Genomic DNA, 25700 nt, shown 5'->3' with positions numbered 1-25700 from the left:
ATGCCTCCTTGAGGTCACGTGGTCCCAGAATCCAGAAATCCGACTCCGAAGAACGCAGGACACACCAGAGCCTCCAATAAACCCGGCACGAAACACAGGTCGCCGGTACTGCCTGCCTGGATAACGGTTCCCCCCGCGATATTCCCGGTGGTATTGGACACGCGTGCCTCGCTCGGAAAGCTCGTTGCCCGCGGTGGAGCGGAGGGTGTACGGGCGGTGGCCCAGATGATCGCGTTGACGGCGAGGGCCAGCGCGCAGGTGATGCCCGCTGTCCAGGCGGCCGCCTCCCACCCTGCTCGTGTGGTGGGGCCTCCACCGAACCACAACCCCGCTCCGAGTGCTGCCACGATTGCGACGGCTGCTGCCGTCGCGCCGATCCGCCTCGCTTTGGTCATGTGACTGATTGTGGTGCGTGAAGCCGTGCTGGGTAAGGGGTTTTGCCGGTAACGGTCATATGGGGGAGGTGGGGTTGTAGGGCGGGTGGCCGTCGCCGAAACACGCCCCCATGTGGGGCCGTCTGGGCGGCTGTGGGGCGATGGTGGGCGGACGCGGGGCGTACCGGGTCGCAGCTGTGGGGTCACCGGATGGCAGAGTGCTCCGGGAGGGTCGGCCCCCACCTGCACTCACCTTGTACCAGGGAGCACACCAGGAGCACACATGGCCCCCAAACGCCGCGAGGACCTCTTGCGAGGTCCTCGTGTACCCCTTCTGACCTGGGGTTTTGTGGTGCACCCAGCAGGATTCGAACCTGCGACCGTCGGATTAGAAGTCCGATGCTCTATCCACTGAGCTATGGGTGCCTGATCCAATTGTGAGGCCTGGTCGCGCCGTGTGTCCGGCCCGTGACCTGGGGTGGAGGGTGTGCGGCCCGGTGCCCTCGGGGAGACATCCTAGGGCATTCGGAGGATGTCGCCCAAGGGAGGGCAAAGTCTGACCAACTACGGTGATTCGTAGTTGCGTCTCGTTACCACGTGTGTTCCACCAAATCGGTCGCTATGGCCTCGCGCCCCACGTTACCGGTGATTAACCCCTGGTGCGCTGCTGTGTGGCGGGCGTTTCGCGAACTCCGGGGTGGGCCGCCCCTGTGCGGGGCGGCCGCGGGGGTCAGAAGACCCACCATTGACCTGCCAGGATCGCCAGTGTCGCCACCGTGAACAGCATGTGTTTCCCCTCCTGGGTCGACTCTAGGCTGCTCTAGGTGTATGGGCGAATACATTGCGTGGCAAACGCGGGTTTGCAGGGGTTTGGTGGTGGCCAGGGGTGCTGTTGACCGGCGGAGGGTGTTCGACTCGAACGCCGGGGACCGTGGATTCCGGGATCGGCCGCCGCGGGCCGATCCCGGTCGTCGGGTCAGGACGCGAGGCCGCGCGCGTAGTTCACCTGCTGGTGGATGTGCTGCACGTAGGACGGGTTGCCCACCATGATCTGGGTGGCGTGGTAGTGCCCGCCGCCCTGGACGGTGACCTGGACGTGTCCGGTCGTCTTCTCCTCCTTGACGAGGAGGATGAGCAGGCCGAGGAGGCAGGTCCACCAGAAGATGAGGATGGCGACGATGATCGCCCAGACGGGCGTGGTCCTCTCGGTGCGGCTCATGTCGCTGACGGTCCACACCGTCCCCTGGATGGGGAAGCGGCCGGAGGGGGTGATCACCGTGTTCTGGGTGATCGCGATGTCCCCGATGGTGTCGAGGGTGGGTTCGTTCGGTACGCCGCCGCCGAGGGGCTGGTAGCCGCCGGTGGGGGCGCCGTAGGGCTCCAGCTGTCCGCCGGTGTGCTGTTCGGGGGGTGGGCCCCAGCCGGGGGTGCCGCCGCTGGGCTGCTGCCAGGGCTCACCCTGAGCCGGGTCGGGGTACTGGTTCATGTGGCGATTGTGTCAAAGGTCGTCGGAGTGTCCGATCCTCGACCGGACAACGATCCAAGTTGTGGCCGGATGTGGCCAGCGCCCACGGAGCGTGCCGGTGTCCGTGCAGGCTGCTGTCGAGAGTTCCCGCAGGTGTGGCCTGGGTCACGGCAAACCAGCGTTTTCGGGTACCGAGGCCCAAGGTGAGCCGGAAAACGTGAAAGTCTTTCGCGATTTGCGCCCGGCTACGTACGATGCGCCTGATCCATCGCCCGCACCCCCAGGTGGTGACCCCACATGCCCCCGAACCTCCGACCCCAGCTCGACCCTTCCTCCTTCACGAGACGGCTCCGCACCGGAGCCGCGGGAGCGGCACTGGCGATCTCCGCCTCGATGGTCGCCGCCCTGCCCGCCGCCCCCGCGCTCGCCGCACCCGAGGACTACTGCGCCCCTGGAGCGTGTCTCGACATCCTGCCGCCGGGCCAGAACGGCAGCGCCACCCTGGTGGAAATCCTCGGCCACCAGGTCTTCGGCACCCGGCCCAAGCACTCCTCGAGCCAGCTCGACATGTACGACAACCTCGTGCACCACTACGACGGGCTCACCGACGAGGGCCTGGACGACTTCTTCGTCGACGCCACCTTCGGAGTCGCCGAGGGCGACGTCGACCGCCGGTACCAACCGCGCGACGACGTCACGATCACCCGGGACCGCCAGCACGGCATCCCGCACGTCGAGGGCACCACCCGCGAGGGCACGATGTTCGGTGCCGGCTACGCCGCCGGAGAGGACCGCCTCTTCCTCATGGACGTCCTGCGCCGGGTCGGCCGAGGCGAGCTCACGTCCTTCGCGGGCGGCGCCGAGGGCAACCGCGGCCTCGAACAGGACCTGTGGGGCACCGCGCCCTACACCGAGGAGGACAAGCAGGCCCAGATCGACCGGGTCGCCGCCAGCGGCGAGCGCGGGGCGCAGGCCCTCGCCGACGTCGACTCCTACCTGGAGGGCGTCAACGCCTACATCGACGAGGCCGACAGCGGCCGGTACTTCCCCGGCGAGTACGTCCTCACCGGGCACAAGGACGCCATCACCAACAAGGGGGAGATCGAACCCTTCACCCCCACCGACGTCGTCGGCATCGCCGCGATGGTCGGCGGGATCTTCGGCGGGGGCGGGGGCGGCGAGGTCCAGGCCGCCGTCGTGCTGGCCAACTTCCAGGACCGCTACGGCGCCGAGGAGGGCCTGGAGCTCTGGCACGCCTGGCGCATGGAGAACGACCCCGAGGCCGTGGTCAGCGTGGACGGGGACTTCCCGTACGCCCAGACCCCGGACGACCCGGTCGGCGAGGTCGTTCCCGACGACGGTTCGGTGGAGCCCTACAGCATCGTCCACGACGAGTACGGGTCCGCGGCCGCCGCCACGACCCAGAGCGCGCCCGACGCCCCGAGTGAGGACGTCCCCGGTTCGGACGCCCCCACCGTCGAGGAGCTCACCGAGGAGCAGCAGGCCGAACTGGAGCAGATGGTCGAGGAGGGCGACCTGTCCGCCGCCGAGGGCATCTTCGACGACGGCGTCCTGCCCGAGGGCTTCCTCGACCCTCGAGGCATGTCCAACGCCCTGCTGGTCTCGGGTGAGCACACCGAGAGCGGCAACCCCGTCGCGGTCATGGGCCCGCAGACCGGCTACTTCTCGCCGCAGCTCCTGATGCTCCAGGAACTCCAGGGACCGGGTATCAGCGCCCGGGGCGCGTCGTTCGCGGGCGTGAGCTTCTACGTCCAGATGGGCCGCGGGGTCGACTACGCCTGGAGCGCCACCTCGGCGGGCCAGGACATCACCGACACGTTCGCGGTCGAACTGTGCGAGACCGACGGCTCCGACCCGTCGACCTCCTCGCGTGCCTACGTCGACTCCTCCGGCGCGTGCGCGGAGTTCGAGGAGCTGAGCGTCAGCAACGACTGGACGCCCACCGTCGCCGACGGGACCCCGGCCGGCGGCTACACGTTGACCTCGCTGCGGTCCGAGTACGGTCTGGTCAGGTCGTTCGCCACAGTGGACGGCGCGCCGGTGGCCTTCACCGAGCTGAGGTCCACCTACATGCGCGAGGTCGACTCCATCCTCGGATTCCAGAGGTTCAACGACCCCGACGAGGTCACCTCCGCCGAGACGTTCACCCGCGCGGCGGAGGACATCGGCTACGCCTTCAACTGGCACTACGTGGACGACACCGACATCGCGTTCGTCAACTCCGGCTCCAACCCGGTCCGACTGGCGGGCACCAACCCGACCCTGCCCATCGACGCCTACTCCGGTTCCGGCTGGTCCGGCTGGGACCCGGCGACGAACGAGGCCGAGTACCACCCGCAGTCCGACCACCCCCAGCAGATCAACCCGGACTACATCGTCAACTGGAACAACAAGCCCGCGAGCGGGTACACCTCGGGCTGGTCCACCGGGTCGGTGCACCGCAACGACCTGCTGGACTCCCGGGTGGCCGGGCTGATCGGGGACGGGCACCGGTTCACGCCCGCCTCGCTCACGGCCACGATGATGGAGGCCGGGGTGGCCGACCTGCGCGCCGAGCAGGTCCTCCCGCTGCTCCTGGAGGTCATCGACACCGGGACCGTGGACGACCCGGAACTGGCCGGGACGGTGGAGTCGCTGCGGGCCTGGGTCGACTCCGGTTCCCTGCGGCGCGAGCCCCGGCGCGACGCCGGGTACTACGACCACGCGGACGCCATCCGGGTGCTGGACGCCTGGTGGCCCCTGCTGGTCCGGGCGCAGTTCGAGCCCGGCCTGGGCGAGGACCTGTACACGCAACTGACCCGTGCCGCCCAACCCGACGAGTCCCCTTCGGGGGCGATCGGCGGCGGCGCCCCCGGCAGCGTCAACCAGAGCCAGGCCCACCGGGGCTCCGCCTTCCAGTACGGCTGGTGGTCGTACGTGGACAAGGACCTGCGCACGGTCCTGGGTCAGGAGGTGGACGGCACCCTCGGTGACCGGGTCTACTGCGGTGACGGCGACGCCGACTCCTGCCGCACGGTGCTGCTCGACAGCCTGGCGGAGGCCGCGGCGACCCCTGCGGGCGACGTCTACCCCGGCGACGGCCACTGCTCCGCCGGAGACCAGCTCTGCGCGGACACCGTGATCCACCAGGCGGTGGGAGGTATCAACATGTGGCCGATCGCCTGGCAGAACCGGCCCACCTACCAACTGGTCTTCCAGTTCTCCGGCGGGAGGTGACCGGGCGAGGCCCCCGGCGGTGACCGACGCGGCCCGCGACCCCCTGGCGACAGGGAGTGTCGCGGGCCGCCGTCACTCCAACCGTTACGGGGATCTTGTGGTGCGCAGGGTCTGTGTGGGTAGCGTTAGGACTACCCGAAACCACAGGGGGAGGGCGAGCAGGACGATGCCTGTCTGGCTGATCTGGATCATTCTCGCGGCCGGTCTCGGGGTCGCCGAGTTCCTCACCCTGACCTTCGTGCTGGGACTCCTGGCGGCCGCCGCGCTGGTCGCCGGCCTCCTCGGCGCGATCGGTCTCCCGGTGGTCGTGCAGATCATCGGTTTCGCGGCCGCGGCCGCGGCCGGGCTCGTCCTGGTCAAACCGATCATGGACCGCCAGCTCCGGCACGGGCCGGTCGTGCGGTCGGGTACCGCGGCCCTGGTGGGCCGCTCCGGTGTCGTGCTGCGCCGGGTGGACGCAGACGGCGGCAGGGTCAAGCTCCAGGGTGAGGAGTGGTCGGCGCGCTGCCTCGACGAGGACCTCGTGATTCCGGTGGGGGCGCACGTCGACGTCATGGAGATCGACGGGGCGACCGCCGTGGTCTACCCGAGGGAGCGGCTGACCGAACTCCCCGAGCCGTTCGACCCGGACGCGACGGGCCCGCCCGGGCGAAACCGTCCCGACCAGGAGTAGGGCGGCGAGAGCGCCCCCTCGGGACGCCGACCGGGCGCGCCGCGCGGGCTCGGAACAGAACCGAAGACCGAACCACCACCACAGCCACATTCCCGGACCGAGGTGCGGAACATGGAATCTGCGATACCGCTCATCATCCTCGCCGTCCTGCTGGTCGCCATCGCCCTGTCGGCGATCCGGATCGTCCCGCAGGCACGCGCCTACAACATCGAGCGCTTCGGGCGCTACATCCGCACCCTCGACCCCGGGCTGAACTTCATCATCCCGGGCGTGGACCGGGTCAACACCAAGTTCGACCTGCGTGAGCAGGTCTTCAGTTCGCGTCCGCAGCCGGTGATCACCGAGGACAACCTCGTGGTCAACATCGACACCGTCCTCTACTACCAGGTGACCCAGCCCAAGGCCGCGGCCTACGAGGTGGCCAACTACATACAGGCCATAGACCAGCTCACCGTCACCACGCTGCGCAACGTGATCGGCTCCATGGACCTGGAGAAGACGCTCACCTCGCGCGAGGAGATCAACACCCGGTTGCGCGGGGTCCTGGACGAGACCACCGGCAAGTGGGGCATCCGCATCAACCGGGTGGAGATCAAGGCGATCGACCCGCCGCCCACCATCAAGGAGGCGATGGAGAAGCAGATGCGGGCCGACCGCGACAAGCGCGCGGCCATCCTGCACGCCGAGGGTGAACGGCAGTCCCGCATCCTGAAGGCGGAGGGGGCCCGGCAGCAGGCCATCCTGGAGGCCCAGGGCGACCAGCAGGCCGCGATCCTGCGGGCCGACGGTGAGGCGAAGGCGATCGAACGCGTCTTCCAGGCCGTGCACACCAACGACGCCGACGCCAAGGTGCTGGCCTACAAGTACCTGGAGACGCTGCCGAGCCTGGCCAACGGTGACGGCAACACCTTCTGGGTGATCCCGGGCGAGCTGACCGAGGCGGTCAAGAACGTGAGCCACGCGTTCGCCGGGGACGCCGCGCGAACCGCGCCCTCCACGACGAAGGAACCGGTGGGCGAGGGGTCGTCGGAGGGCCCCGCGCAGATCACCGGACCGGACCCGGCCAAGGCCTCCGACGCCGCGCAGGCGGCCGAGGAGGCGGCGCAGGCCGCGGAGCGGGCGGTGGCCGACGCGCGCGACGACGTGCGCAGGGCCGGGGCGAACCTGGGGACGGCACCGGAGTCCCGCGACGCGGGCTGAGCTAACGCGGCGGGCGCGGGTCGGTGCCGTGAGCGGCGGCGGGCCGCGGCCCGCCGCCCGGTGGTTCCTCAGGGCGGGGCCGCGTGCCGCCGGAGCCGGTCAGACGAGCAGCAGCTTGCCGGCGGTGGCCCGCGAGGCGAGGTCGGCCTGGGCGCGGCCCGCCTCGGCCAGCTCGTAGCGGCCGCCGATCCGTACCGCCAGTTCTGCCCGCTCCACCAGGCCGAAGAGGTCGCCCGCCCGGCCCAGCAGCTCCTGGCGGTCGGCCACGAAGTAGGCCAGGGACGGCCGGGTCAGGTACACCGAGCCCGCGCTGTTCAACCGCTGCGGGTCCACGGGTTCGACCGCCCCGCTGGACTGCCCGAACAGGGCGAGGACGCCGCGCGGGCGCAGCGACTCCAGACTGGCGTCGAAGGTGTCGCGGCCGACCCCGTCGTACACCGCGGCCACACCCTCCCCGCCGGTGAGCTCGCGTACGGCCGGGGCCACCGGGGTGCGCGTGTACCGGACGACCTCGTCCGCTCCCGCCTCCCTGGCGATCCGCTCCTTCTCGTCCGTGGAGACGGTGCCGATCACCCGCGCGCCGCGGGCCTTGGCCAGTTGGGTGATGAGCAGACCGGTGCCGCCCGCGGCCGCGTGCACCAGGACGGTCTCGCCCTCGGCCACCGGGTGCACGGAGTGGGTGAGGTAGTGGGCGGTCATGCCCTGGAGCATGAGTGCGGCGGCCTGTTCGGTGCTCACGGCGTCCGGCACCGGCACGACCAGTGCGGCCCGGACCACGGCCTGTTCGGCGTACCCGCCCGGGGCCATGGCCCAGGCGACCCGCTGCCCGACCCGGAGGTCGGTGACGCCCTCGCCCAGGGCGGCGACCGTACCGGCCGCCTCCATGCCCGGGACGTAGGGGAGCGGTACCTGGTAGGCGCCCGAGCGCTGGTAGACGTCGATGAAGTTGACGCCCCGGGCCTCGACGTCCACGAGGACCTCGCCTGGGCCGGGTACGGGGGCCGGGGTCTCGGTCGGCCGCAGGACCTCGGGGCCGCCGTACTCCTCGATGACGATCGCGCGCATGGTTCTCCTCAGGGGGTGCCGTGCCGGACCCCGGACGCACCCCTTGGCGGAGCACGCGTCGGGGCCGACTCAGTCGTCGACGTTGATCCTGTGGAGAGCGTAGCCCTTGTACAGCGCGGCGATCGGTTCGGTGCCGGGGCCGGGCCGCATGACCACGCCGACCCTACGCCGTTCGTCGTGGTCGAGGGTGTCGTCGTCGGGGAGCGGCTGCTGGTCGGTGGTGGACAGCACCAGCTCGTCGTTGACCCACAGGCGCAGGTCCATGCGCGGGTCCTCGCCCTCCTCGGCCACGTACTCGCAGGCGAACTTGAGGTTGTTGGAGACCAGGTCGTCGACGCGCGCGCCGTAGGGCAGGCCCTCCACCTCCGACTCCTCGTCGAGGAGGTCGAAGGGCCGGAACCCCGTGACCTCGGTCGTCTCGGCGATGGCGGTGTCTCCGGCCTCCTCCGTCACCCGGCGGATCTGCGCCTGGGCGCCGTCGAAGCGCAGCAGGGCCTCGTACATGGTGCGCTCGTCCTCGCCGGACTGGTCCCAGCAGCGCACCCCGAAGTTGGTCTCGGCGGGGCCCTCCAGGGGGACCAGGTCGGTGCTGACGAGGACGCGGTCCGGGGTCTCCCCGTCGTAGGGGGCCACCGTGCCGCGTGACGGGCTGAGGGTGGGGTCGAGCTGGAAGACCACCGCCTGCTGCTCGGCCCAGTAGCCGTCCGAGTAGTCGGGGTCCGCCGGGTCGAAGGTGCGGGTGTCGGACCAGCCGGGGTCGGTGGCGAAGTCGGTGACGTAGATGCTGGTGAGGTTCTCCGGCGGGTCGTCGGAGCCGGAGAACAGGACGGTGGCGCCCACCCCCGCGGCGAGGACGACGGCCAGGGCCGCTCCCGTAACGAGCACCGGCGTGCGGCGGCGTCGCGGCCCGCCTCCGCTGGGCGGCGGGGGCGTTCCGGGACCGTGGGGGCCATGGGGGCCGGTGGGACCACCGGGTCCGTTGTGGCCGACGTGGGAGGGAACGCCGTGCGCGGGGGAGTTCACGGAACCCTGGTGTGTCCGGGCGTGACCGTATTCTCCGGCCGCCATGGGCGTGTACCCGGCGGGCTGGTGCGACGGGGGCTGCTGGGGGCCCGTGGGCGGCCGTTGCGAGGCGCCCGCTCCGGCGTGCCCGCCCGGGTGGGGCGGGACGTGGGCGTATCCGCCCTGTTGGGGGCCGGACTGCTGCTGAAGGGGGCGCGGGTGGTGGGCGGTGTGCTCTCCCGGGACGGCCGCCTGCTGGAACGGCGTCTGCTGGGGGTGCGCTCGCAGGGTCGGCGGGACCTGCTGGGTCGGCGCCGCCGGTTCCCGGTCGACCGGCCCCGGCGAGACCGGCGAGACCGGCGCGGACGGGTCGGCCTGCGGGGGAGGGGAGTCCGGTGAGGCGTCCGTCGAGGAGGGCGGAGCCTGACCGTCCGGCGGGGCGGCGGCGCCCGCGTCCGGGACGGCGTCCCGGACGTCGGGCGCCGTGGGCTCGGGGGGCAGGCCCGGTACGGGGGTGCTGCTCGGCGGCGCCCACGAGGTGGTGATCGTGCGCCGCACCTCGGCCTCCTCCGGGTCCTCCTGGCCGGTCAGCCTGGCCAGGAGCTGCTGCGAGGTGGGGCGGTTCTCGGGTTGTTTGTCCAACGCGGCCGTGACCAGGTCGAGCAGGCTCGGATCGAGGCCGTCGAGCCGGGGCGGCGCCGTGGAGATGTTGTGCAGGACCGCCGGGACCGTACCCGCGTCGAAGGGGGCGCGGCCGATGCCCGCGAAGGCCACCAGGCAGCCCCAGGCGAACACGTCGGCGGCGGCCGTGGCCTGCTCGCCCAGGATCAGCTCCGGGGCCATGTAGGAGGGTGTGCCCATCAGCTGGCTGGAGCGGGTGACCGCGCCGCTGGCGTCGTCCAGGGCGCGGGCGATCCCGAAGTCGATGACCTTCGGTCCGACCGGGGAGAGCAGCACGTTGGCGGGCTTGAGGTCGCGGTGCACGATCCCCGAACCGTGGATCGCGGTGAGCGCCGCCGCCACGCCCATCGCGAGCCCGTCTAGGGTCCCGCCGCGCATCGGGGCGCCGTGGCGGACCGCCTCGTCCAGGTTGGGGCCGGGTACGTACTCCGAGACGATGAAGAGCGGCTCGCCCTCCAGACGGGCGTCGATGACCCCCGCGGTGGAGAAGCGGGCGACCCGGCGGGCCGAGGCGACCTCGCGGGCGAAACGCAGCCGGAAGGACTCGTCGTCGGCGAGGTCGGGGTGGATCAGTTTGACGGCCACGGTGCGGTCGGCGGCGTCCCTGGCGAGGTACACGGTGCCCATGCCGCCGCGCCCCAGACGCCCGATGATGCGGTATCCGTCGAGCTCGCGCGGGTCACCGACGCGCAGGGGTCTGCCGCTCTCGTGTCCGTTGGACGTCACAGTTGGGGGTCCCTTGTATGGATCGTGTGATTCGCGCCTAACAGCGTACCGACACCGACACGCTGGCGCCTTCCGGTTCCTCCGGTCGTTCCGGTCGCGGAACCCCGTCGCCGGTCACGGAACGGAGCCGGGTCTGGCGGGCGGGTCGCGCGTCCGGGGGCGCTACGGGAAGTGACGCCCGGAACGCGGAAACAGTTCCAAGGAACCCCCGATTTCGCTAGTATTCGAATGCTTGTTCGAAAGCCTGGCCGTACTTCCCCGCGGGCGGGCTCTGCCGGCGGCGTGCCCGCGCGCGGTCGGAGGAGAGGCAGGGTCGGTCGATGCTGGGGAGGACGGTCGTGGGGCGGTACTTCGGGGCGAGGGTCACGGTGGTCGAGGACGGGGACCGGCCCACCCGGTTCACCTGGGACGGCCGCGTGTACGGGATACGCAGGATCATCGACCACTGGGTGACCCTGCGACGGGACTGGACCCCCGGCGCCGGTTCGCAGGTGCCCGAACGCCGACACTGGCGGGTCGAGGCGGGGTCGGCCTACGCGCAGGGCGTGTACGAACTCCGGCACGACTCCGCCACCGGCGAGTGGACGCTGAGCCGGGTCTGGGGGTGAGCCCGGCGGCCGGGCCAGTCGCTCCGGCGCGGACCCGGGCGGACCCAGACGGCCCGTGAGGTCAGCGCAGGTCGTCGGGGACCAGTCCGAACGACGCGAGGTCGGTCCGCCCCTCGTGCAGCGGCATCGCGTTGCGGTCGGTGCCCTCGCGGACGAACCCGGCCGCCTCGGCCACCCGGCACGAGCCGGTGTTGTCGACGGCGGCCTTGAGCTCCACCCGCTGGAACCCCTGGCCCAGCGCCCAGCGGGAGACGGCCACGACCGCCTCCGTCGCCAGTCCGCGCCCCCGCCCCCAGGGGGAGATCCAGTAGCCGATCTCGGTCACCCCGGACGTCCACTGCGTGCGCAGCAGCGCCACCGACCCGCTGAACCGGCCGCTCGCCCGGTCCACCACGGCCCAGTGCTGGCCGTCGCCGCCGGTACGGATGGCCGGGGCCTCGCGCAGGCAGAAGTGCTCGGCCGTCGCGCGGGTGTAGGGGAGCCCGGGCCCGGGCTGCGGAATCCACCGCTGGAGCTCGGGGTCCACGCACGAGGCGTACAGGTCGTCGACGTCCCGTTCGAGCAGGGCCCGCAGGCGCAGGCGCTTGGTCTCCAGGATGACGGCGGGCATCATCGGAGCGCTCCGGAGCGTGGTCATGCGCGGGTGTCCCCTCGTCTTTGCGCAAACGCCCGGCGGCCCCGGGCTCCGCTCAAGATACGCGTCTCCACGGGCGTGCGGGACGGGGTTCCGCCGGTCCGCCGCACCCGGGGGCGCCGTGGCGGGGGCCGCGACCCCCGCCACCGCGGGGGTTCACCGCAGGCCGTCGACGACCCGCTGACGGATCACCGTGTCGAACGCCTCGGAGAAGGCGTTGCCGGGGCACCCGGTCTGGAGCCAGTCCCGGTGTCGCGCCAGGGCCTCCTGCCCGGTCTCGGCGCCGGTGTCCGGGTGGACGTAGACGATGCGCTCGGCCGGGTCGACGCCGGTCACCGCCGCCAGGACGCGCAGAACGTCCACGAGCGCGTCCTGGGCGGCCCGGGTCGGCAGCTCATCGGTGAAGTCACCGAGCAGGCACACGCCGATGTTGCCGTGGTTGAACCCGAAGGCGTGCCCGGCGGTCACCGACTCCGCCTCGCCCGGGACGGGTTCGGCGCGGAAGACGGGAACGCCGCCGCCGGAGTGGCGCCCCTCGTAGACCACGCCCTCGGGGTCGATCAGCAGGTGGTAGCCGACGTCGCCCCACGCCTGCTGGGCTGCGTGCAGGTGGTAGACGGCGCGCATGTCCGCCGCGTGGTCGTCGGTGGTCGCCATGGCGGTGTGGTGCACGGTCAGCGCCTGCACCGGGTGGAACTGGGCGGGCCAGAGGTCGTTGCCGTCCTCGTCGAAGCGCAACGACTCGTCGGCGCCCCACCCGGCGCGGGTGAGGAGCCGTACCTCGGAGGTGCCGCTGAGGGTGGTGACCCCCTCCTCTGTGGCGGAGAGGGCCACCCGCTCCCGGCCGCCGAGCCTCAGCTCCTCGCCGTCGTGGAGGTTCAGCGCGGTCAGGTCGGCGCCGTCGGCACCGCGCACCTCGTACCCGGTGGCGCCCTGCGGGGCCCGGGCCATGGCGGACGCCGAGGGTTCCAGGTGCTCGGGGCCGGCGGTGTGGAAGTGCAGGTCCTGCCAGTCGCCCAGGGCTCCGTCGGCGGTCTCGAAGCGTAGGGCGGCGCCCTCGGCGGAGGACCCGGGGTCGAGGGAGACGGAGACGACGTCGAAGCGGCGCTCGGGGCGGACGAGGACTCCCGCGGCGGTGGCGCGTTCGCTGAGGACGCGGGGCGCGGTCAGGGCGGCGGGCTCCGCCGTGGTCCGGGCGGTGGCCGTGGCGGAGGCCAGGAGCGCGGGGGTGAACGCGGCCAGGCCGTCACGGTGGTGGCTCCGGTGAGGAAGGTACGCCGTCGCATGGAAGGTCCGTTCCGTTCGGGTGGGACACCGGGGGCAGGGGTGCGCGAGTACCGGGAAAGCCTGCCACAGGCGGTGGGGGCGCGGCCCGTGTCCGTCCGGTGGGGGCTCGGCAGGGAGGGCCGGGCGGTGCCGGAGTCCCGTCCTGGCCGCAACGGAGGTGTGGTGGGGGCCGAAAGCCCGTCGTCGGTCCGATACCTGGGTCGGAGAACCAGAAATTTCACGGAGGGTGTTCGCTTGGCTGCCCGTTGCTCTGGCGCTGGGGAGGGTATGGGTCTGCGAAGGCCATTCGCGCTGGTCAGTACCGATGCGCTGGGGCGGCTCCGATGATCGCTGGCCGACCGTTCGCGGCGCCCGGAAGGCCGTGAACCGGCGGGGGCCGGGTGCCCGGAGCCCCCGTCCTACCCAGCCGTCACTCCCGTACACAGCCCGCGCCGACGCGGACTCTGGCACAGTTGATGGTGACTTGAGGCCCCCGGCGGACGGCCGGGGACACGCCGCGCCGGGTCGGGGGGACCCGTGCGAGCGGCTTGACCGCCGCGGACTACGCTGGTCCGAATCCATGACGGACCAGGTGGAACCGGGCAGCTCACTGACCTCTTCTACGGGGAGCGACCATGACCAACGACGACCGCGAGGACTCCCGTCGCGGTGACCAGGAGGGTGCGTGGCAGCGGGGTACCGGGCCGGTCGCCGGCCTGGGCGGCCTCCTGGACGGACTGCCCGAGAGCGGCCGCGGCGCCCAGGTGCGTGACCCCGGGCCCGCGGCGCCGTACAACCCCTTCCGGAGCACCCTCCCGGGCCCGGACGCGCCGCGGACCCCGACCGGTGCCCGCCCCGCCACAGAGCCCGCGCCCCCGGCTCCGGCCCCCACGGCCTTCACCACGCGCCCCCAGCAGTCCTGGAGACCCGCTCCCCCGGAGCCCCGGACCCGACATGAGGCGCGAAGCGAACCCTCGCCGCCCCGGCCCTCGGGGCCCGCGGAGACGCGGGAACCGGCGGCCGACGCCGATCGGGACCCCCGGTTCAACGTCATCCCCTTCCGGTCGGGCAGTCGCCACTCGGGCCCCGCCCACCAGGGCCCGGTCACCCCGGCCGCATCCGCGCGCACCGCAGGCGGGTCCGCCGCACCGGCCCCGCCCGACCCCGAGGCGCCCGCGACGCCGGAGCCCGCTCCCGGCGAGACCGAACCCACCACGAACCCCGGCCGCGCGGACGAGAACCACGCGGCCACCGAACCGAAGCAGAGCGACACCGTGCACGCACACGAAGCAGCGGCGCCCCTGGAGGTACCGCCGCACACGGGTCCGCACCAGCGGACCGAACCGGAGGAACCCCGAGGGATGTCGGCCCCGGCCCTGGTCCCCGCCATCCAGGCCGCCCGAGCGGCCCTGGACGCCCAGGCCCAGGGCGCATCCCTCCTGGACCCCGCCTCCGGGGACACGGCGTCCCCGGTGCCCCCGGGCGACGACGCCCGTGACGACGCACGCCACGCCTTCGACGACGGCGAACGCGACGCCGTCTACCGCGCCATCCGCGAACGCAGGGACGTTGGTGCGGGCTTCCTCTCCGCACCGGTCCCCGCCGACGTCCTCACCCGCGTCCTGGAGGCGGCCCACCAGGCGCCGAGCGTGGGGCACACGCAGCCCTGGGACTTCCTGGTCATCGACGACCCGGACATCCGCGCGCGGGTGCGCGACCTGGCACTGGCCCAGCGCGACGCCCAGGGCGTCACCCGCCCCGGGACCCGCGACCGGGCCTTCTCCGGGCTCAAGGTCGAGGCGGTGCTGGAGAGCCCGATCAACGTCGCGGTCACCGTCGACCCCAGCCGCGGCCCGCACAGCCCCGGCCGGCACTCCAAGCCCGCCTCCTACTCGGCGGCGCTCGCGGTGGAGAACCTGTGGCTGGCCGCCGGCGCGGAGGGGCTCGGCGTCGGCTGGGTCGCCTTCACCGACGAGCGCGACGTGGCCCGCGTCCTCGAACTCCCCTCCCATCTCGAACTCGTCGCCTACCTCTGCGTCGGCTACGTCGAGGACCACCCCGGCGAGCCCGAGCCCGCTCCCGTGGGCTGGGCCGGCGGGCGCCCCCTGACCTGGGCCGTGCACCGCGACCGCTACGGCCGCCGGGGCCTGCCCGGCCAGGAGCCGACCACTCTGCTGGAGGAGACCATCACCGCCGTCGGAGCGCTCAACGCCCGTGCCGTGGAGGAGGCCCGGGACCGGCAGGACCGGATGACCAAGCCGAGGGGTTCCCTCGGCATCCTGGAGGACGTGTCGGTCCAGCTCGCCGGTCTGGCGGGGGAGTGCCCCCCACCGGTGCCCGAACCCGCCGCCGTGGCGGTGTTCGCCGGAGACCACGGCGTCTACGCGCAGGGGGTGACCTCCTGGCCGCAGGAGGTCACGGCGCAGATGGTGCGCAACTTCCTCGACGGCGGGGCCGTGGTCAACGCCTTCGCCCAGCAGGTGGGCGCTGAGGTGACCGTGGTCGACGTGGGAGTGGCCGGAGACCTCCCGAGCGGGACCGGCGTGCTGCCGCGCAAGGTGGCGCGCGGGACCGCTGACTTCACCCGGGGGCCGGCGATGACCCGCGACCAGGCGCTCCAGGCCCTGGAGGGCGGGATCGAGATCGCCCGGGACCTCGTGTCCGCGGGCAACCGCTGCCTGGTCACCGGGGACATGGGGATCGGGAACACGACCCCGGCCGCCGCCCTGGTCTGCGCCTACACCGGAGCCGACCCGGCCGCCGCGACCGGTCGGGGCACCGGTGTGGACGACGCCACCTACGAACGCAAGGTGGAGGCGGTCCGCCGGGCCCTCAAGGCCAACCCGGTGGACGAGAACGACCCGATCGGGACCCTGGCCGCCCTCGGCGGCCTGGAGCACGCCGCGCTCGCCGGGTTCGTCCTCGGCGGCGCGGCGCTGCGGGTGCCGGTGCTGTTGGACGGAGTGATCGCGGGTTCGGCCGCGCTCGCCGCCGCCGCCATCTCCCCCGACTCCCTGAGCGCCTGCTTCGCCGGGCACCGGTCCGCCGAGCCGGGGCACACCATCGCACTGGAGCACCTGGGCCTGACCCCGCTGGTCGACCTGGACATGCGCCTGGGTGAGGGCTCCGGCGCCCTTTTGGCGCTGCCGTTGCTCCAGGGCGCGGTACGGGCTCTGCGCGACGTCGCCACCTTCGACAGCGCGGGGGTCACCGCCGACCGGTGAACCGCCGACCGGGGGAGGGCCTCCGGTCGACCCGCGGACGGAAGAGGTCCCGCCCCCGGTCCGGGTGGCGGGGCCCTCCCGTGTCGGGGCCGTCCCTCCGCGAGGGCGATGCGGCACGCGTCACCCCGAGCGGAACCCACCCCTTTACCTCCGTGTGATGCGGCGTTGACAAGCTACGACGAAGCCAACACCGAACATCGCTGGCGGCGCGCCGGGCCCGCCCGCGCGCGCACCCCGCCGAGGGAGTCGGGGGCCGGTGCGGACGACCGAAGGGGTGCGATCCGTGACCTATCTCCTGGGCCTGCGCATGAGGGGCCGCGACGTCCTCGTCGTCGGGGGCGGGAGGGTGGCCCAGCGACGGGTGCCCGTCCTGCTGGAAGCGGGGGCCCGCGTCACCCTCGTCTCGCCCGAGGCGTCCGCCGCGCTGGAGGACCTCGCCGACGCGGGGCGCCTCACCTGGCTCCGACGCCCGTGGGAGCCGGGCGACGTCACCGGACCGGACGCCCCCGCCTACTGGCTGGTGCACGCCGCCACCAACGCACCGCGGACCAACGCGGCGGTCGCCGAGGAGGCCGAGGCGGCTCGAATCTGGTGCGTGCGCGCCGACGACCGCCACACGTCCTCGGCCTGGACCCCGGCCAGCGGCTCCGCGAACGGCGTCACCGTGGGCGTCGTCGCCTCGGGGGACCCCCGTCGCTCCGCCGGGCTGCGCGACGCCGTCGTCGACGGGCTCGCGGACGGCACCCTGGACGCCCGGCGCGGACGCGAACGCCTGCGCGGCGTCGCCCTCGTCGGTGGTGGCCCCGGCGACCCCGGCCTCATCACGGTGCGCGGACAGCAGCTCCTCTCCCAGGCCGACGTCGTGGTGGTGGACCGGCTGGCTCCCACCCCGCTGCTGGACCGCCTCCCCGCCGACGTCGAGATCGTGGACGCGTCGAAGATCCCCTACGGCCGCTCCATGACACAGGACGACATCAATTCCGTCCTCGTCGAGCGCGCCCGGGCGGGCAGGTTCGTGGTCCGGCTCAAGGGCGGCGACCCCTTCCTCTTCGGGCGGGGCGGCGAGGAGGCCGCGGCCTGCGCCGCCGCCGGGGTTCCCGTGATCGCCGTCCCCGGGGTGACCAGCGCCCTGGCCGCTCCCGCCAGCGCCGGCATCCCCGCCACCCACCGGGGGGTGGCACAGGACGTGCACGTGGTGTCGGCGCACGTGGCACCGGACGACGAACGCTCCACGGTGGACTGGGCCGGGCTGGCCCGGGCGGGCGGGACCGTGGTCGTCCTCATGGGCGTCCAGCGCATCGAGGCCGTCGCCGCCGCGCTCGTCGGGCACGGGCGCTCGCCGGACACGCCGGTGGCGGTGGTCCAGGAGGCCACTCTGCCGGGTCAGCGAACGGTGACGGGTACGCTGGCGGACATCGCCGCCTCGGTCCGATCGGCTCAAGTGCGGCCCCCCGCCGTGGTGATCATCGGAGAAGTGGTCAAAACTGCGCGGGATCTTGACATACTGCACACCGGTGCCCAGTTCGAGACCGATCGACTGGCAACCGGGCGCGATCTCCAGTGAGACCCCCGGTGGCGACGCGCGAGAGCCGCGCCGACGGGGAGAATCCCAGCTACCGATGAGGAGGGCATACCGATCATGACCCGGCCGTCGGCCGCACCGAACGCCCCGGGCGACGGTGCCTCGGACCGGTTCGGAACCGGACCGGACCCAACCTCCGCCCCGCCCGCCGCACCGGGCCCCGCCTCCGTGCCGCGAGCGGAGGGCCCCGACGGCGAACGCCGGGGACCGACCGTGCCCGTGCCCGTGCGGCCCGCCAAGCACCGCGCCCCCACCCACGAGGACGACCGCTTCGAACAGGTCCTGGAGACCCTGCGCACGCAGATCCGTGACCTGGAGTTCGCCGACGGCCTCGCCGGAGCCGAGGAGGGGCGCGTGCTCCAGGCCGACGTCCTGGCCCAGCTCTCCGACTACGTCCTGCCCCGAGTGCGCCGCCCCGACATCCCCCTGCTCATCGCCGTCGCCGGTTCGACCGGTGCGGGCAAGTCGACCCTGGTCAACAGTCTCGTCGGCGAGCAGGTCACCACCACCGGAGTGCGCAGGCCCACCACCAACAGCCCGGTGCTGGCCTGCAACCCCGCCGACGTGGACTGGTTCAGCGAGGCGTCGTTCATCCCGACCCTGCCCCGGGTGCGCCAGCAGGGCCTGGCCATGCCCGGCAAGGACGGCATGCTGGTGCTCGCCGCCACCGAGGCCATGCCCCCGGGCGTGGCCCTGCTCGACACCCCCGACGTCGACTCCGCCGTCGCCGCCCACCACGAGTTCGCCGCCAAGTTCCTGGACGCCGCCGACCTGTGGGTGTTCGTCACCACGTCCGGCCGGTACGCGGACGCGCGCGTGTGGGAGTTCCTCCAGGTGGCCCGGGACCGCGACACCTCGCTGGCGGTCGTGCTCTCCCGTGTGCCCCGCAAGGGGCGCCGCCAGCTCCTGGACCACTTCGGCGCGATGCTGGAGGCCAACGGACTGGGCGCCGCCGCGCGCTTCGCGATCCCCGAGACCGACCAGATCGAGGGGGAGCGCTTCACCTCCAACGTCGCCGACCACATCCGTGAGTACCTGGCGGACGTGGCCGGTGAGGCCGAGCAGCGCGACCGGGTGTCGCGGCGCACCTTCATCGGGGTCATCGACAGCTTCCGTACCCGCGTGCCCGAACTGGCCCGCCAGGTGGAGGCGCAGATCGAGACCGGCCGGTCGTTGGGCTCCGCCGTCGACGACGCCTACGCGGGCGCGGCCGACCGGATCGACACGGCTCTGGGCGACGGGTCCCTGCTGCGCGGTTCGCTCCTGGCCCGGTGGCAGGAGGTCGCGGCCAGCGGAGAGCTCGCCAAGAGCCTGCGCCTGCGCGGAAAGAAGGCGCGCAAGGGCCGACTCGAGCAGTCCGAGCGCGGTCAGCGGGTCGGCGCCCTGGAACGTGCCGTCCGCGACTCCCTGGAAGCCCTCGTGGTCTCCGTCAACGACCGGGCCTGGGAGCGCATCGAGGAGCAGTGGCGCGAGGTCCCCGGCGGCGGAGCCCTGGCGGACCGCGCCCTGGACCAGCCGGGTCGGGGCCTGCTCGCCAAGCAGGTCCGACACGAGATCACGGAGTGGCAGCGCGGTATCGCGGAGATGACCGCCGCCAACGGCGCCACCAAGCGGTCGGTGGCCCGTTTCGTCACCTTCGACCACGACATCGTCGCCCTGGTCCTGATCGTCGACCTGCTCGGCTACGAACGATCCCACTCCGGCGGCGGCGCCCACGTGGCCGACGCCTCCGGGCCGTCCCCGCAGCGCCTGCTCAAGGGGCTGTTCGGCGCCCAGTCGTTGCGCAGCATCGGCGGGTCGGCCCGGGAGGACCTGCGCCAGCGGGTCCTCGGGCTGCTCTCCCACGAGCGCGCGCCCTTCGACCACGCCCTGTCCAAGGCGGGCGTTCCGTCCGAGGACAGCGCCGTCCAGCTCTATCAGGCCACGTACAACCTTGAGATCGCACGATGACAACTCAGTGGGACCCCGCACACTCGGGGGACACCGGCACGGACCAGAACCGAGCCGAGGGTGAGGAGCGTGTGAGCGCGCCCGCCACACAGGGCACGGACGAGCACGGGTCCGCACCCCGGGGTTCCGCCGTCGGCGGGCCCTGGAACGACGGCTCCGCTCCGGCGCGAGAGCGGTCGGCGCGCGACGAGGAGCCCGCCCGCCAGCAGGGCGGACCCTGGCGCGGATACACGATGCCGGTACCCGAGCACCCCGAGCACGCGCAGGAGCGCGCGCGGGCGGCCGAGGAGACTTCCGCCTACGACCCGCCCGCCTACGACGGAATCACCGGATACCCGGACCCGTCCGGAGCGGGCGCGGCGCCCGGTGCCGCCCAGACGGCGGCCCCGGGCGGGTCGTCCGGCGGCGGGGAGGAGTCCACGGCGACCCGCCAGCGCAGGTTCGGCCGCCATTCGCGCACGGGCGCCCCGGCGGCCCCGGCCGAGGGGGAGGCGGGGACGGAGGTCTCCGAGCCCCGACGCCGCCAGGACGGTGCCGACCACGACGACCCCGACGGCCTGGCCGGCTGGGTGGGGAGCCTGACCGAGGCCGCGGACGACACCCGTATCGCCGGACGGCACACCGGTGCCTTCCCGGTGGTCACCGCGGAGACCGAGCGCTCCGAGGACCGGGGTGCGCGCACCCGTGGCGGTCGCGGGCGTGCGCGCGGTGACCGTGAGCACGGCGCGCACGGACGCGACGACGCCCGGTCGGACGACGTGCCCGAACGTGAGGACTCCGCGCCGCCCGGTGAGGACGAGACGGCGTCACGCCGCACGTCGCTCCCGGTTCCGGGCGCGGCGGGAACCGCGACCGCCACATGGGTCCCCGGACCGCAGGACGCGGAACCGGGCGAGGACGCCGAATGGTCCGCGTCGGAGAGCGGGCCCCGGACCGTGCCCGCCGATGACGTGGACCCCGGGTTCGACCTGCTCGGTGACGAGGGCGCCGCCCGCGCCGCCGGTGCCGTCGTCGGTTCGGAGGCGGCCCCGGAGCCCCTCGCGGAGGTCTCCACGGACCCGGACGAGCAGGAGGGGACGGGCGGGCAGGCGGTGGCCGACGACGACCCCGAGCCCCTGCCGCGCCGGGTTCCCGGCCCCTCGGCGGTCTCGGGCGCCTTCCGGGCGATCGGCGCCGACACCCTCGCGCCCGCGACGTCGGGCGCCTCCCCCGAGGAGGACGAGGAGTACCGGCCGACCAGCAGCGACCACTGGCAGCCCGCCAGTACCACCAGCCGCGCCGAACTCATCGAACGGCTGGACGCCCTGAGCACCCTCACCGAGCTCGGCCGGGACGACCTTCCCGAGACGGTTCTCGGCCAGGCCGGGCAGCTGCTCGACCACGCCGGGGCGCGCCTGCGCCTGTCCGGTGAACACACCGTCGTGGCGCTGGCCGGAGGCACCGGAAGCGGCAAGTCCTCGCTGTTCAACGCCCTGTGCGGGCTCGAACTCTCCCAGACCGGCGTCACCCGCCCCACCACCTCCAAGGCACACGCCTGTGTGTGGGGCCACGAGGGGGCCGACGCGCTCCTGAGCTGGCTGGGCGTGCCCACCCGCTACCGCCACTCGCGGACCGGGGTCCTGGACACCAGCAACTCCGAACTCACCGGGCTGGTCCTGCTCGACCTGCCCGACCACGACTCGGTCCGCAGCATGCACACGGCCGAGGCCGACCGCCTCATCGGCTCGGTCGATCTGCTGGTGTGGGTGCTCGACCCGCAGAAGTACGCGGACGCGGCCGTCCACCACCGCTACCTCGCCAAGATGGCCGGGCACGGCGCGGTCACCGTCGCGGTCCTCAACCAGGTCGACCGGGTCGCCCCGGACGAGCTGGAGGAGCTGCTCACCGACCTGCGCAACCTCCTGGAGACGGAGTCCGGGGTCCACCCGAGGGTGATCACGACCTCCACCGTCACCGGGCAGGGCATCCGCGACGTGCGCGAGTACCTGGGCGAGGCGGTCGCCGAGCGCCGGGCACTGGTCGACCGTCTGGTCGCGGACCTGGACCAGGTCATCGTGCCCTTCGAGGAGTTCTACGGTGAGGGCGAGGTGTCCGCGACGGTCTCCGCCGAGGTGCGGGCCCAGGTCCAGGAGGGCCTGAGCGGGGCCGCGGGGGTCGCGGCTGTCGCCGACGTCGTGGAGACCAACGACGTCCGGCGCGGCAAGCGCCGGGTCGGCTGGCCGGTGGCCCGGCGCGCGGCCCGGCTGCGCAAGGACCCGCTCGCCGTGGTGCAGCTGGACTTCCTGCGCCGGGACGAACCGGGTGTGGGCGGCCCGGTCGACGCGCAGGAGGCCGAACTGGAGACCGCCCTGGGCGAGGCGGCCGACCGGGTGTCCGAGGGGATGCCCGGCCCGTGGCGGCGCCGAATGCGCGCCGCGGCCCGGAGCGGTGTGTCCGAACTGCCCGCCGAGCTCGGTGAGGCGGTCGCCGGGGCCGTGGGCGACCCCGACCGCAGTCCGTCGTGGTGGCGCATGGCCAGGGCGGCGCAGTACGCGCTGCTCGCGCTGTCCGGAGCGGGAGCCGCCTGGGCGGTGGTGGCCCTGTCGAGCTGGCTCGGTGGTGGGATCACGGGGTTGCGGGTGTTCGACGACCCCGTCTTCATCCTCTACGCGGGCAGTGTGGTGGTCGCGGGGCTCCTGGTGGGTTGGCTCACCGGTGTGGGCTGCGGCAACCTCGTGGAGGTCGCAGCCGTCCAACGCCGCGAGGAGGTGGAGCGCGCGGCCCAGACACGGGTGCGGGAGATCGCCGGGACGCGGGTCGTGGCCCCGATGGAGGAGGAGCTGGCCCGCTACCGGGCCTTCCGGGCCGCCTACGAGGTGGCGCGGGTACAGGAGTGAGTTCGGCCCGCCCGGGTGGCCGGGCGGACGACGTGTGCGGGATCAGGGGCTGAGGCCCGGCACCCGCGCGTAACGGGGGCGGACGGTATGGACCGGCCGCCCCCTTCGTGTGTCCCGGAGGGACCTAGATCCAGTGAACGACCTTCTTGGACATGCGGTGCTCCTTCGGTTGGTATCGGGTGCCGGGTGCGGCCGAATCCTCGGGCGGCCGGCGTGGCGGGCGGCGACAGACGGGCCGATCGGCTTCTGGTCGCAACCGGAGGCCTCCGCTGGCGGCACGCCCCAGGTGGTGACGCTAGCCAACCACCCGAGAACGCAGCGTGACAACTAAGGTAGCCTCACTCTGCGAGTCGCATACAATCGGCGATTAAGTTATTACCCAAAGTAATGTAAAGTGAGGGAGGCGCATCTTCTCGTCGTCGACCAGGGAGAACGTGTGGCTTTCCCGGTGACCGAGTGGCATCGTCAGGGAACTCGGGGCGAGTCCGGTTCGTCGAAGGGAGAACCGTGAGGGGCGGTGAGCGCATCAGAGCCGGGTGTCGGGGTCCGGAGGGCGAAGGTGGCACAGGGAGGGAGGAGGGAGCGGTGAGCATCTCGGAGAAACCGGCGGCGACCGGGGGCACCCCCCTCGGGGAGCGTCGGACCTGGCCGGTCTTCCAACAGCCCCTGGGGCTGGTCGTGTACCTGTTCTTCCTGGTCTTCCTCGCGTTGTTCCTGTTCGGGGTGGCCGCCGCGCAGACGGTCCCCACCGTCGCCGACCTCTCGCTCCTGCTCGCCCTGGTGGTCTCCGCGGTGGTGTGCGTCGAGGCGATCCGCCGTATCGACCTTCCCGCCGGGATCACCCGCGACCTCCTGGGGGCCTGGTGGTTCCCCGCGATGCTCCTCCTGCCCCCGGTGTACTCGCTCCTCGTCCCCGTCCCCGTCTACCTCCTGCTCCAGCGCCGGATCAGACGCTCCCTGCCGCACCGGCGCGTGTTCAACGCCGCCGCCATCGGCGTGTCCGGCTTCCTCGCCTCGGTGGCCTGGCACGGGGCCCAGGAGGGTCTGGTCGCGGGGATCAGTGGGTCCCCCGACGCGCACAAGGCGCTGCTCTCCCTCGGCGGCGTGATGCTGGCGCTGGCCTGCTGCGCCGGGTTCACCGTCATGAACACGGTCCTGGTGTTCCTGGGAACCAGGCTCAGCGGCGGCTCGGACCACGTGCGCGGCATGTGGGACCGGGAGGCCTTCCTGGTGGACTCCGCCGAATTATGTGTCGGCGTCACGGTCGCCATCCTCGCCCAGTTGTCGATGTTCCTCCTGGTCATAGCGGTGCCGCCGGTCCTGCTGCTGCAACGGAGCCTGGTCTACCAGCAGTTGCAGACCGCCGCGCGGACCGACCCCAAGACCGGTTTGCTCAACGCGCCCACCTGGGAGCAGGAGGCCGCAGCCGAGATCAACCGGGCCCGTGCCACACGCGGACGGGCCGCGGTCCTCATCGTGGACATCGACCACTTCAAGCGGGTGAACGACAGCCACGGGCACCTCTTCGGCGACCAGGTCCTGCTCGGCGTCGCGACCACCATCGCCCAGCAGCTGCGCCAGTCCGACCTGCTCGGGCGCTTCGGCGGCGAGGAGTTCGTGGTCCTGCTCCCCGGCGCCGACACGGCCGAGGCCTGGCAGGCGGCGGAGCGGCTGCGCTCCCAGGTGGGGCGGATGGAGATCGCCGTGGACGACGTCCAGGTCTCCATCACCATCTCCATCGGGGTGGCCGTCGCCGGGGACCACGGCAACGACCTCGTCGAACTGCTGACAGCGGCCGACCTCGCGCTCTACCGGGCCAAGGAGACCGGCCGCGACCGCGTGTGCCTGCCCGCCGGACGAGCCGAGGTGAGCGGCCAGATCCCCGGCCCCCGGGAGGGGCAGGTCACCGACCCGGCCACCAGCCCGGGCGACCCGTCCTGACCCGCCGACACGGGGAGGGCCGCGAGGCCGGACCACGGCGCGGCGCGGTTGTCCACAGGCGCCGCCGGGCCGGTTGCGTCCGGGCCCGCGGTGACCGAACGTGGAAGCATGCCCGGTGAACAGCACACCCCCTCCCCAGGCCCCGACGACGACCCCGCCCGAGCCCCCCTGAGCCTGCGTACCCCCACCGACCTGCTCGCGGCCCTGCCCTACCTGGTGAACCAGCCACTGGACGACGCGGTGGTGGCACTGGTGCTGCGACAGGGGCGCGTCCGCGGGGTCCTGTACGGCGGGATCGACCACCTGGACCGCGTCCTGTCCCCCGAGCGCGGCGGCCGTGCGGCGGTGGACGCCGCGCTCGCCGAGGACGGCGGGGCGCTCCTGGTCGCGGCCTTCGGCCACTCGGCGCGGGTCACCCCGCACGTGCGCGCGCTCCTGCGGGAGTCCCGTGCCCGGGGTCTGCCCGTCCTGGAGGCGCTCCGTGCGTCCGGCGACCGCTACTGGTCCTACCTGTGTCGCGACACCGACTGCTGCCCCGCCGAGGGAACACGCTTCGACCCGCACACGTCCCCCGTTCCGGCCGAGGCGGTGGTGCGCGGACTGGTACCCGCCCGATCGGGGCCCTCCGAACGGGTGCGGTTCCTGGTGGGGCGCGCGGGGGAGGCCGCTCGGGCCGAGGTCGAACGGGAGGCGGCGGCCGAGGAGGGGGCTTCGCGCTCCCGCTCCCTGACGGACGACGGGCGCCGAGCCGAGGTGCTGGAGTACCTGGCGCGAGAGGTGCGGCGACGGGTCACCGACCCGGCGGCGCTCGCCCGGTTGGGCGTCCACCTCAGCCGGGTCCGGGTACGGGACGCGGTGTGGACCCGCATCACACCGGAGACCGCCCGGCACCACGTCCGGCTGTGGTCCCGCGTGGTCCGCCACGTTCCCGGGCGCCACCTCCCCGCGCCGGCCTCTCTGCTGGCCGTGGCCGCCTGGCAGCACGACGACCTCGGCCTGGCCCGGGCGGCCCTGGACGTGGCCCTGGCGGCCGATCCCGGTTACGTCATGGCGGTGCTCATGGACCGCGCCCTGCGCGCGGGCCTGCCCGCCGACCGCTGGCGGGGGTTCCTCGCCTCCCGGACGGAGGGGGAGGAACCGGCCGACCCCGACAGAACCGCCCCGGCCCGTGCCGGGGCCGCCTCGCGCGGGCCGCC

General features: G+C 73.1%; 13 protein-coding genes, 1 tRNA gene and 2 pseudogenes. 10 read left to right on the top strand and 6 right to left on the bottom strand.

From position 1 onward, the window contains the following. Nucleotides 1-724: 724 nt before the first annotated feature. Nucleotides 725-800, bottom strand: a tRNA-Arg gene (locus ABZ635_RS17290). 550 nt (nt 801-1350) lie between these two features. After that, complete coding sequence (locus tag ABZ635_RS17285; RefSeq protein WP_357765767.1) at nt 1351-1860, bottom strand: hypothetical protein; 510 nt, start codon at nt 1858-1860, stop codon at nt 1351-1353. Nucleotides 1861-2232: 372 nt separating this feature from the next. Here ABZ635_RS17285 and ABZ635_RS17280 point away from each other — a divergent pair, with 372 nt between their 5' ends. From ABZ635_RS17280 to ABZ635_RS17270, 3 genes are all read left to right on the top strand, one after another. Next, nucleotides 2233-5076: a penicillin acylase family protein gene (locus tag ABZ635_RS17280; RefSeq protein WP_357765776.1), complete on the top strand. Its 2844-nt coding sequence runs from the start codon at nt 2233-2235 to the stop codon at nt 5074-5076. A gap of 166 nt (nt 5077-5242) precedes the next feature. Further along, nucleotides 5243-5749 carry an NfeD family protein gene (locus ABZ635_RS17275; RefSeq protein ID WP_357765764.1) on the top strand — a complete coding sequence of 169 codons (507 nt, stop codon included), beginning with the start codon at nt 5243-5245 and terminating at the stop codon, nt 5747-5749. 111 nt (nt 5750-5860) lie between these two features. Next, on the top strand, nt 5861-6949 hold the full coding sequence (locus ABZ635_RS17270) for an SPFH domain-containing protein (protein ID WP_357765761.1): 1089 nt from the start codon (nt 5861-5863) through the stop codon (nt 6947-6949). A gap of 99 nt (nt 6950-7048) precedes the next feature. Here ABZ635_RS17270 and ABZ635_RS17265 read toward each other — a convergent pair whose 3' ends face one another. Both ABZ635_RS17265 and ABZ635_RS17260 read right to left on the bottom strand, forming a co-directional pair. Continuing rightward, entirely contained in the window at nt 7049-8014 is a 966-nt protein-coding gene (locus ABZ635_RS17265) for a quinone oxidoreductase (RefSeq protein ID WP_357765758.1), read from the bottom strand. A gap of 69 nt (nt 8015-8083) precedes the next feature. Next, entirely contained in the window at nt 8084-10423 is a 2340-nt protein-coding gene (locus tag ABZ635_RS17260) for a protein kinase (RefSeq protein ID WP_357765755.1), read from the bottom strand. A gap of 320 nt (nt 10424-10743) precedes the next feature. Here ABZ635_RS17260 and ABZ635_RS17255 point away from each other — a divergent pair, with 320 nt between their 5' ends. Beyond that, complete coding sequence (locus ABZ635_RS17255; protein WP_357765753.1) at nt 10744-11031, top strand: DUF6504 family protein; 288 nt, start codon at nt 10744-10746, stop codon at nt 11029-11031. 61 nt (nt 11032-11092) lie between these two features. On the opposite strand, the gene ABZ635_RS17250 is transcribed toward ABZ635_RS17255, so the two are convergent. Both ABZ635_RS17250 and ABZ635_RS17245 read right to left on the bottom strand, forming a co-directional pair. Then, a complete protein-coding gene (locus ABZ635_RS17250; RefSeq protein WP_357765750.1) occupies nt 11093-11668 on the bottom strand; it encodes a GNAT family N-acetyltransferase in 576 nt (191 codons plus the stop codon). A gap of 153 nt (nt 11669-11821) precedes the next feature. Beyond that, a pseudogene (locus tag ABZ635_RS17245) lies at nt 11822-12951 on the bottom strand (peptidoglycan recognition family protein). A gap of 615 nt (nt 12952-13566) precedes the next feature. On the opposite strand from ABZ635_RS17245, the gene cobT reads away from it, so the two are divergent. The 6 genes and pseudogenes from cobT to ABZ635_RS17215 form a co-directional block, all read left to right on the top strand. Continuing rightward, nucleotides 13567-16155, top strand: a complete 2589-nt coding sequence (cobT, locus tag ABZ635_RS17240; protein WP_357765747.1) for a nicotinate-nucleotide--dimethylbenzimidazole phosphoribosyltransferase — start codon at nt 13567-13569, stop codon at nt 16153-16155. A gap of 283 nt (nt 16156-16438) precedes the next feature. Beyond that, complete coding sequence (cobA, locus tag ABZ635_RS17235) at nt 16439-17719, top strand: uroporphyrinogen-III C-methyltransferase (RefSeq protein WP_357765744.1); 1281 nt, start codon at nt 16439-16441, stop codon at nt 17717-17719. A 75-nt stretch (nt 17720-17794) separates the two neighbouring features. Continuing rightward, nucleotides 17795-19687, top strand: coding sequence for a dynamin family protein (locus tag ABZ635_RS17230; protein ID WP_357765741.1), 1893 nt, complete (start codon nt 17795-17797; stop codon nt 19685-19687). After that, nucleotides 19684-22563 (top strand): GTPase, encoded by a 2880-nt coding sequence (locus tag ABZ635_RS17225; protein ID WP_357765739.1) that lies wholly within the window; start codon nt 19684-19686, stop codon nt 22561-22563. The genes ABZ635_RS17230 and ABZ635_RS17225 overlap by 4 nt, the downstream gene beginning before the upstream one ends. A gap of 585 nt (nt 22564-23148) precedes the next feature. Continuing rightward, the gene (locus ABZ635_RS17220) at nt 23149-24504 is read left to right on the top strand and encodes a diguanylate cyclase (protein WP_357765736.1); all 1356 of its coding nucleotides are present in this window, start codon (nt 23149-23151) and stop codon (nt 24502-24504) included. Nucleotides 24505-24612: 108 nt separating this feature from the next. Then, a pseudogene (locus ABZ635_RS17215) lies at nt 24613-25533 on the top strand (DUF4192 domain-containing protein); the annotation flags it as partial. Nucleotides 25534-25700: the final 167 nt, after the last annotated feature.

The organism is Nocardiopsis sp. NPDC007018 (assembly GCF_040635075.1).
Classification (GTDB): domain Bacteria; phylum Actinomycetota; class Actinomycetes; order Streptosporangiales; family Streptosporangiaceae; genus Nocardiopsis.
This window is presented reverse-complemented; position numbering and strand designations above follow the sequence as displayed.

What these genes read in the sequence shown, in the direction of transcription:
- ABZ635_RS17250 (WP_357765750.1), bottom strand. Translation starts at nt 11,668, where the DNA reads ATGACCACGCTCCGGAGCGCTCCGATGATGCCCGCCGTCATCCTGGAG.
- ABZ635_RS17225 (WP_357765739.1), top strand. Translation starts at nt 19,684, where the DNA reads ATGACAACTCAGTGGGACCCCGCACACTCGGGGGACACCGGCACGGAC.
- ABZ635_RS17265 (WP_357765758.1), bottom strand. Translation starts at nt 8,014, where the DNA reads ATGCGCGCGATCGTCATCGAGGAGTACGGCGGCCCCGAGGTCCTGCGG.
- ABZ635_RS17285 (WP_357765767.1), bottom strand. Translation starts at nt 1,860, where the DNA reads ATGAACCAGTACCCCGACCCGGCTCAGGGTGAGCCCTGGCAGCAGCCC.
- ABZ635_RS17270 (WP_357765761.1), top strand. Translation starts at nt 5,861, where the DNA reads ATGGAATCTGCGATACCGCTCATCATCCTCGCCGTCCTGCTGGTCGCC.
- ABZ635_RS17255 (WP_357765753.1), top strand. Translation starts at nt 10,744, where the DNA reads ATGCTGGGGAGGACGGTCGTGGGGCGGTACTTCGGGGCGAGGGTCACG.
- cobT (WP_357765747.1), top strand. Translation starts at nt 13,567, where the DNA reads ATGACCAACGACGACCGCGAGGACTCCCGTCGCGGTGACCAGGAGGGT.
- ABZ635_RS17280 (WP_357765776.1), top strand. Translation starts at nt 2,233, where the DNA reads ATGGTCGCCGCCCTGCCCGCCGCCCCCGCGCTCGCCGCACCCGAGGAC.
- ABZ635_RS17230 (WP_357765741.1), top strand. Translation starts at nt 17,795, where the DNA reads ATGACCCGGCCGTCGGCCGCACCGAACGCCCCGGGCGACGGTGCCTCG.
- ABZ635_RS17275 (WP_357765764.1), top strand. Translation starts at nt 5,243, where the DNA reads ATGCCTGTCTGGCTGATCTGGATCATTCTCGCGGCCGGTCTCGGGGTC.